The organism is Pseudomonas sp., assembly GCF_050739995.1.
Taxonomy (GTDB): Bacteria; Pseudomonadota; Gammaproteobacteria; order Pseudomonadales; family Pseudomonadaceae; genus Aquipseudomonas.
This window is the reverse complement of record NZ_JBOICG010000035.1, coordinates 1-7,330: the sequence shown is the minus strand read 5'-3', so window position 1 is coordinate 7,330 and position 7,330 is coordinate 1. Positions and strand designations below refer to the sequence as shown.

Sequence of the window (7,330 nt, the reverse complement as noted above, 5' to 3'; positions counted from 1 at the left end):
CCGTTCAAGGTGTTGGTACTGACGTCGCAGGCTCCGGGGCATTTTTCCATGCGCTGCATGCAGGCAGGAGCTGCTGGCTATGTGTGTAAGCAGCAGGACCTGACCGAGTTGTTGAGCGCCATCAAGGCGGTGCTCTCCGGTTACAGTTATTTCCCGAACCAGGCGCTCAACTCGGTGCGCTCCACCATGGGCAACGCCAGTGAGGCTGACATGGTCGAGCGTTTGTCGGGGCGAGAGATGATGGTGCTGCAGCAACTTGCCCGAGGCAAAACCAATAAGGAGATTGCCGACGGCATGTTCCTTAGCAACAAGACCGTCAGCACCTATAAGACCCGCCTGTTGCTCAAGCTCAATGCCCGCTCTCTCGTTGACCTGATTGAACTGGCCCAACGCAACGGCCTGGTATGAGATCCGGCATTTCAGCGTCCGAATGCCCATGTAATCGGTAGAAAAAAGCCTCCGTCAGGGAGGCTTCCGGTCGTTAGCGAGTCAATCAAAGATCGAAGTCGTAGTCGGCCAGCTGTTTTTGCAGGCGTCGCTCTTCCAGAAGGTTGTCGATAGTGCGGCGTTTGCTCAAATTTGTCTTGGCTACCTCTGCAACAGGGGCTTCCCCATCGTCATCCGAATCTGCAACGAGGTCGTCTTCTACATCCAATTGTTCTTTGCCAGTGCTCATAAGGTTAACTCCAGGCTAAGACTGCCGTTGGCGCTCCTTATAACGATAATCCATGAACGGGTAAAAAAGATTTTTTCAATCGGCTGATCGAAAAAACTAATGGACACTCAATCGTCGGACGTCTTGTCCTTGTATTCACACAGGTCTTCGATGCGGCAGCTCCCGCAGCGGGGTTTGCGGGCCTGACAGACGTACCGCCCGTGAAGGATCAGCCAATGGTGGGAATCGAGCAAATATGGCTTGGGTACGAACTTCATCAATTGCTTTTCCACTTCCACCACGTTCTTGCCACGCGCAATACCGGTTCGGTTGCTGACACGGAAAATATGCGTGTCCACCGCCATGGTCAGCTGCCGGAACGCCGTATTGAGCACCACGTTAGCGGTTTTACGCCCTACACCGGGGAGGGCTTCCAACGCTTCGCGGGTTTGTGGCACCTCACTGCCATGCAGTTCAACCAGCAGGCGGCAGGTCTCAATGACGTTCTTCGCCTTGCTGTTGTACAGGCCTATGGTCTTGATGTACTCCGACAACCCATTCACACCCAAGGCGTAAATGGCTTCCGGTGTATTCGCGACGGGATACAGTTTGGCTGTGGCCTTGTTGACGCCAACGTCCGTGGACTGGGCCGACAGGATCACCGCAATCAGTAACTCGAACGGTGACGAGTAGGCCAGTTCGGTTTTGGGTTCCGGATTGTCTTCGTGAAACCTGCGGAAAATTTCCAGGCGTTTTGCAGCGTTCATGGGGCAGGCGTTTCCTTGCAGACGGACAGCGAGTGTTAAAAAATGGGGCTGGGTTTTGCAGGATAAACCATCGCCAGCGCACTCTGCAGCGACTGTCGCGACTCAAGCGCCGGTATGGGCGTCTACACGGCGCTGCGCTTCGTCCAGCTTGTCTTGTGCGGCTTCCAGTTCACCCGCTGTGCGGTCGGGTTGGCGTTGCAACTTGCTGACTTCGGCTCGCGCATAAGCCAGGGCAGTTTTCAGTTGGCGCAGCTGGGCATCGATGGGGCGTTTCTCCACGCGCTGCAAATCGGGCCTGGGTTGCTCGCTCTCATTCTCTGCGTCGTGCAAAGCTTGCTCCGCGCTGACCAACGCAGCGCTCAAGGTTTCTAATTGCTGTTCGTCAGCGTTCAGGTCCTGAGCCTTTTTCAGTTCGGCGCGCCGCATGGCCAGTTGGATTTTTGCGCGTTTGAGCGCCGGGTCTTTTTGAGTGGCTGGCGTTGCCGGGCTAGCCACTTCGAGGGCTGCCAGGGCTTGTTCCGCTGCTTCGAACTGCTGTTGCAACACGACCAGTTGCGACTGTTGATCAAAGGTCGGTGGGTGACCAAACGCTTTCAAGGATTTGTGCAACTGAGCACGGCTCATCGCGACTGTAATCTTGGCTTTCTTGACCGCTGCATCCTGGGCGGTATCGGTCGGCATAGGCAAAACCGGCGCAGAGCGTTTGGCTCGAGCCAGGCGCTCGGCAAGTTTGAGGGCCTCTTCTCGTTGAAGGCGCGCATTGCGTTGCTCAAAGCGCCGCCGCGCCCGATCGCGCTTGAGGCCGCGTTCATGGCGCTGCTGATCGTTGGTTGCCAGGCCACCCACAATCGGCAGCACGGAGGTCGACGGGCGCATCTCAATGCAATCGACAGGACAGGGCGCGACACACAGGTCACAACCGGTGCATTCATCAATGAGCACGGTATGCATCAGCTTGGCTGCACCGACAATCGCGTCCACTGGACAGGCCTGGATGCACTTGGTGCAGCCGATGCATTCGGCTTCGCGGATATAGGCGACCTGGGCCGGGGCTTCACCTCGGCTGGTGTCCAGTTCCATTATCGGCACTTGCAGCAATTGCGCCAGGCCCGCGATAGTTTCTGGCCCGCCGGGCGGGCACTTATTGATCGCCTCACCAAGGGCGATGCCCTCGGCGTACGGCTTGCAACCTGGGTGCCCACACTTGCCGCATTGGGTCTGCGGCAGTAGCGCGTCGATACGTTGAATCAGATTCATGGGGGGATCATTGGCATGCCGGTCAAACAAACAGGGCCTGATTATCCGGCAAGCGAGAAAGAGGGACTAGCTGAAAAGCCCTGTCGCCGAAACGACAGGGCTGTTTTACAGGATCACTTGATGCGTTGACCCGGCTTTGCGCCGCTGTCCGGGCTGAGCAGGTAGATTTCTTCACCGCCAGGGCCAGCCGCCATCACCATGCCCTCGGAAATACCAAACTTCATCTTCCGGGGTTTGAGGTTGGCAATCATCATGGTCAGGCGACCATTGAGCTTGGACGGGTCTGGATAGGCGCTTTTGATCCCGGAGAACACGTTGCGCTGCTCGTCACCGATGTCGAGCGTCAGGCGCAGCAACTTGTCGGCACCTTCCACGGCTTCGGCCTTGACGATCAGGGCTACGCGCAGGTCTACGGCCGCAAAGGCGTCAAACTCGATTTCCGGGGAAATCGGGTCCTTGGCCAGCTCGCCGTTGCCGGCTGGAGTGGACTCGCCGGTGTCGGTCTGGCTCGCAACGAGGTCTTCTTTCGAGGCGTCTGTCATTGCCTGGACCTTGACCGGGTCGATACGGGTCATCAGTGGCTTGAACTCGTTCAACTGATGGTTGCTGAGCAGAGTCGTGTGGTCGTGCCAGGTCAGCGGTGCAACGTTGAGGAACGCCTCGGCGTCGGCGGCCAGCAGTGGCAGTACCGGCTTGAGGAAGATCACCAACTGGCGGAACAGGTTGACGCCCGTGGCGCAGATCGCCTGGACTTCGGCCTGCTTGCCTTCCTGCCTGTTCAGTGACCAAGGGGCTTTGTCGGCAATCCAGGCGTTGGCGCGGTCGGCCAAGCCCATGATCTCGCGCATGGCGCGGGCAAAGTCGCGGGCTTCATAGGCGTCGGCGATGCTTGGCGCGGCGGCCAGGAAGGCTTCGGTCAATTCCGGCGCGGCGTTCTCGCCCACCAGCACGCCAGCGTTGCCCTTGTGGATAAAGCCAGCGCAGCGGCTGGCGATGTTGACCACTTTGCCGACCAGGTCCGAGTTGACCTTCTGTACGAAGTCTTCCAGGTTCAGGTCCAGGTCGTCGACGCCACGACCCAGCTTGGAGGCGTAGTAATAGCGCAGGTATTCCGGCGACAGGTGGTCCAGGTAAGTGCGTGCCTTGATAAAGGTGCCACGGGACTTGGACATCTTCTGGCCATTGACCGTCAGGTAGCCGTGCACGGCGATGCCGGTGGGCTTGCGGTAGCCCGAACCTTCAAGCATCGCCGGCCAGAACAAGGCATGGAAGTTGACGATGTCCTTGCCGATGAAGTGGTACAGCTCGGCGGCGGAGTCCTTGCCCCAGAACGCGTCGAAGTCCAGCTCCGGCGTGCGGTCGCAGAGGTTCTTGAAGCTGGCCATGTAGCCGATTGGCGCGTCCAGCCAGACATAGAAGTATTTGCCAGGCTCGCCCGGGATCTCGAAGCCAAAGTACGGCGCATCGCGGGAGATGTCCCACTGTTGCAGGCCGCTGTCCAGCCATTCGGCCAGTTTGTTGGCCACGGCGTCCTGCAGAGTGCCGCTGCGCGTCCAGGTTTGCAGCATCTGCTGGAAATCCGGGAGCTTGAAGAAGAAGTGCTGGGAATCCTTGAGTACCGGAGTGGCGCCGGAGATGGCCGACTTCGGGTCTTTCAGGTCGGTGGGTGCATAGGTGGCACCGCATTTCTCGCAGTTGTCGCCGTACTGGTCTTCAGTGCCGCATTTCGGGCAGGTGCCCTTGATGAAGCGGTCGGCCAGGAACATTTTCTTTTCCGGGTCGAAATACTGGGTGACCGAACGCTGGTCGATGTGCCCGGCATCCTTCAACCGCAAATAGATCTGGCTCGACAGCTCACGGTTTTCTTCGGAGTGGGTCGAGTGGAAGTTGTCGAAGTCCACCAGGAACTCGGCAAAGTCGGCGCTGTGTTCAGCCTGCACGTTGGCGATCAGTTGTTCCGGGGTGATGCCTTCCTTTTCGGCGCGCAGCATGATGGCCGAACCGTGGGCGTCGTCCGCGCAGACATAGATGCATTGGTTGCCGCGATGCTTCTGGAAGCGCACCCACATATCGGTCTGGATGTACTCAAGCATATGGCCAAGATGGATGGAACCATTGGCATAGGGCAGGGCGCTGGTGACGAGGATCTTGCGTGGCTCGGACATGGGGCTCGGCTACTTGATGAAACGGAGGTCGGCCACTATAAAGCGCCGGGAAATATATTTCACCCCGTGGCGCTGTTTCAAAATTATCCAGGTACTCGAAAGCATGCCGTTGAGTGGCGGGAACGGTTAGGATAGCCGCCTGTTTCAGTCAGTCTTTTTCGGGAGTAGCCCATGAGCGCCGTCAATCGCGCAGCGGTGGAAGCCGTTCTTCGCCAGTACACCGACCCCTATTTGAATCAGGATCCGGTCAGTGCCGGTTGTGTACGTACCATCGAGGTCCAGGGCGACCAGGTGTCGGTCCAGCTGGAGTTGGGTTATGCCGCTGGCCTGTTCAAAACCGGCTGGGCGCAGATGCTGCAAATGGCCATCGAGGGCCTCGACGGCGTAGCTTCCGCCAAGGTCGACATTCAGTGCGTGATTGCCCCACATAAAGCCCAGGCGCAAATCCCGGGACTGGCCAACGTCAAGAACGTGGTGGCAGTGGCTTCCGGCAAGGGCGGTGTGGGTAAATCCACCACGGCTGCCAACTTGGCCCTGGCCCTGGCGCGTGAAGGCGCGCGGGTGGGTATTCTCGATGCGGATATCTATGGCCCGAGCCAGGGCGTGATGTTCGGCATTGCCGAAGGTACGCGGCCGAAGGTGAAGGACCAGAAGTGGTTTGTACCGATTGAGTCCCTTGGCGTGGAAGTCATGTCTATGGCCTTCCTTACCGATGACAACACGCCGATGGTCTGGCGTGGGCCGATGGTGTCCGGCGCCTTGTTGCAGTTGGTCACTCAGACTGCCTGGGGCGACTTGGATTATCTGGTGATTGACATGCCGCCCGGCACCGGTGATATCCAACTGACCCTGGCGCAGAAAGTCCCCGTGGCCGGCTCGGTGATCGTGACTACGCCCCAAGATCTGGCGCTGCTCGACGCGAGGAAAGGTGTGGAGATGTTCCGCAAGGTCAACATTCCTGTACTCGGTGTTGTGGAAAACATGGCGGTGCACATCTGCTCCAACTGCGGCCATGCCGAGCACCTGTTTGGTGAGGGAGGGGGCGAGAAGCTGGCGACCCAGTATGGCGTCGAACTGCTGGCCTCGTTGCCGCTGTCGATGGTCATTCGTGAGCAGGCCGATGGTGGCAAGCCTACCGTAATGGCCGAGCCGGACAGTCAGATCGCCATGATCTATCAAGAACTGGCCCGCCATGTGGGCGCGCGGATTGTCCTGCAGGAAGCCTCGGCGCCGGCAATGCCAACGATTACTGTCAGCGACGACTAAGTCGATTGAAGGGGAAAAGGCCTCGACCTTGTCGGGGCTTTTTATTGCCCGTAGAACGGTCAATGGGGCACCGCTGCGCGTTTACGCAATTGCGCGTGTAAGCATTAGCTTACTTTTTCGTAAGTGTTTGGTTTCTTTTCCCGGTATGGACGTCTCGGAACTTCGAGGGTGATTGGCAAGTGTTTGAAATTAAACAACTATTTATCGTATTTCAATGGTGTGTACTCGCTTGTGTACCGGTCGCATCCCGTTGAACTTCCTTTGGAACTCTCTAAGATCAGCCCTGTGTCCACGGATTGACACAGCCATCAAGGAACGATGGTTTGAAGGAACGTCGCAGGATGCGATTCATCAGGATGATGAAAAGGAATACAGGGACTAGGGAAAAAATGTGGGCGGGTCATACCGCCCCTTTTTTTGCCCGCAGGAAAGTAAAACGGGCCACCCAGAAACGCAAAAAGGCCCGCAAGGGGCCTTTTGGGGGGCGACGACGCTATCAGCGTTCGAGGTCTGCAATCTTACCTTTTTTGCCATCCCACTCCGCAGCATCCGGCATCGGATCTTTGCGTTCAGTGATGTTCGGCCAGATTTCCGCCAGCTCAACGTTCAACTGAATAAATTCCTGCATCTCGGCCGGGACTTCGTCCTCGGAGAAGATAGCGACGGCCGGGCATTCTGGTTCACACAGGGCGCAGTCGATGCACTCATCCGGGTGGATAACCAGGAAGTTCGGGCCTTCGTAAAAGCAGTCCACCGGACATACTTCCACGCAGTCGGTGTACTTGCACTTGATGCAGTTGTCGGTGACGACGAAGGTCATTTCTAATTTTCTCCTCAGGCGGCGGCAGCGAAACCCTTTGTAGCAGGGCTCGCGAGGTTCGGGAGCGATAGTCTGCAGGCCAGGCTAAAAGCCTGCAGCATCCCAAACCGCGCGAGAGTCTACCAGCTTGCAAGCGTCTGCGTTATATCCGAACCTGCAGTGCATATAACATTTCGAGCGCTTTGCGCGGCGTCAAGCCATCCAAGTCAAGCTTAGCCAATTCATCCAGCACCGGATGGGGCAGGCTGGCGAACATATCGCTCTGATGTGGCGCGCTGGGCTTGCTGGTGGCCTTGGCGGGGCTGGCGACAACGGTCTCGTGAGGCAGTGCCGTGGTCTCCAGCCGGCTCAGGTGCTCGCGGGCGCGGGTGATCACGTCATTCGGCACACCGGCCAACTG

The 7,330-nt window shown here is 58.1% G+C and carries 7 protein-coding genes and 1 pseudogene; 2 read left to right on the top strand and 6 right to left on the bottom strand.

Annotation, left to right across the window (positions count from 1 at the left end):
• On the top strand, positions 1-408 hold a 408-nt coding region (locus ACRESD_RS01130), incomplete at its 5' end, for a LuxR C-terminal-related transcriptional regulator (protein WP_431749243.1).
• 85 nt (positions 409-493) lie between these two features.
• Here the strand turns inward: ACRESD_RS01130 and ACRESD_RS01125 are convergent.
• The 4 genes from ACRESD_RS01125 to metG form a co-directional block, all read right to left on the bottom strand.
• Positions 494-676, bottom strand: coding sequence for a PA3496 family putative envelope integrity protein (locus ACRESD_RS01125; protein WP_431749242.1), 183 nt, complete (start codon positions 674-676; stop codon positions 494-496).
• A gap of 107 nt (positions 677-783) precedes the next feature.
• Complete coding sequence (gene nth / locus ACRESD_RS01120; protein WP_431749241.1) at positions 784-1,422, bottom strand: endonuclease III; 639 nt, start codon at positions 1,420-1,422, stop codon at positions 784-786.
• A 102-nt stretch (positions 1,423-1,524) separates the two neighbouring features.
• The gene (gene rsxB, locus ACRESD_RS01115; protein ID WP_431749240.1) at positions 1,525-2,679 is read right to left on the bottom strand and encodes an electron transport complex subunit RsxB; all 1,155 of its coding nucleotides are present in this window, start codon (positions 2,677-2,679) and stop codon (positions 1,525-1,527) included.
• Between the two features lie 113 nt (positions 2,680-2,792).
• Entirely contained in the window at positions 2,793-4,844 is a 2,052-nt protein-coding gene (gene metG, locus ACRESD_RS01110; RefSeq protein ID WP_431749239.1) for a methionine--tRNA ligase, read from the bottom strand.
• A 171-nt stretch (positions 4,845-5,015) separates the two neighbouring features.
• Here metG and apbC point away from each other — a divergent pair, with 171 nt between their 5' ends.
• Positions 5,016-6,110, top strand: coding sequence for an iron-sulfur cluster carrier protein ApbC (gene apbC, locus ACRESD_RS01105; RefSeq protein ID WP_431749238.1), 1,095 nt, complete (start codon positions 5,016-5,018; stop codon positions 6,108-6,110).
• Between the two features lie 496 nt (positions 6,111-6,606).
• Here apbC and fdxA read toward each other — a convergent pair whose 3' ends face one another.
• Together fdxA and ACRESD_RS01095 are read right to left on the bottom strand one after the other, a co-directional pair.
• On the bottom strand, positions 6,607-6,930 hold the full coding sequence (fdxA, locus tag ACRESD_RS01100; protein WP_003208688.1) for a ferredoxin FdxA: 324 nt from the start codon (positions 6,928-6,930) through the stop codon (positions 6,607-6,609).
• Positions 6,931-7,072: 142 nt separating this feature from the next.
• Positions 7,073-7,330, bottom strand: a pseudogene (locus tag ACRESD_RS01095) (DNA mismatch repair protein MutS); the annotation flags it as partial.

What these genes read in the sequence shown, in the direction of transcription:
- metG (WP_431749239.1), bottom strand. Translation starts at nt 4,844, where the DNA reads ATGTCCGAGCCACGCAAGATCCTCGTCACCAGCGCCCTGCCCTATGCC.
- ACRESD_RS01125 (WP_431749242.1), bottom strand. Translation starts at nt 676, where the DNA reads ATGAGCACTGGCAAAGAACAATTGGATGTAGAAGACGACCTCGTTGCA.
- nth (WP_431749241.1), bottom strand. Translation starts at nt 1,422, where the DNA reads ATGAACGCTGCAAAACGCCTGGAAATTTTCCGCAGGTTTCACGAAGAC.
- fdxA (WP_003208688.1), bottom strand. Translation starts at nt 6,930, where the DNA reads ATGACCTTCGTCGTCACCGACAACTGCATCAAGTGCAAGTACACCGAC.
- rsxB (WP_431749240.1), bottom strand. Translation starts at nt 2,679, where the DNA reads ATGAATCTGATTCAACGTATCGACGCGCTACTGCCGCAGACCCAATGC.
- apbC (WP_431749238.1), top strand. Translation starts at nt 5,016, where the DNA reads ATGAGCGCCGTCAATCGCGCAGCGGTGGAAGCCGTTCTTCGCCAGTAC.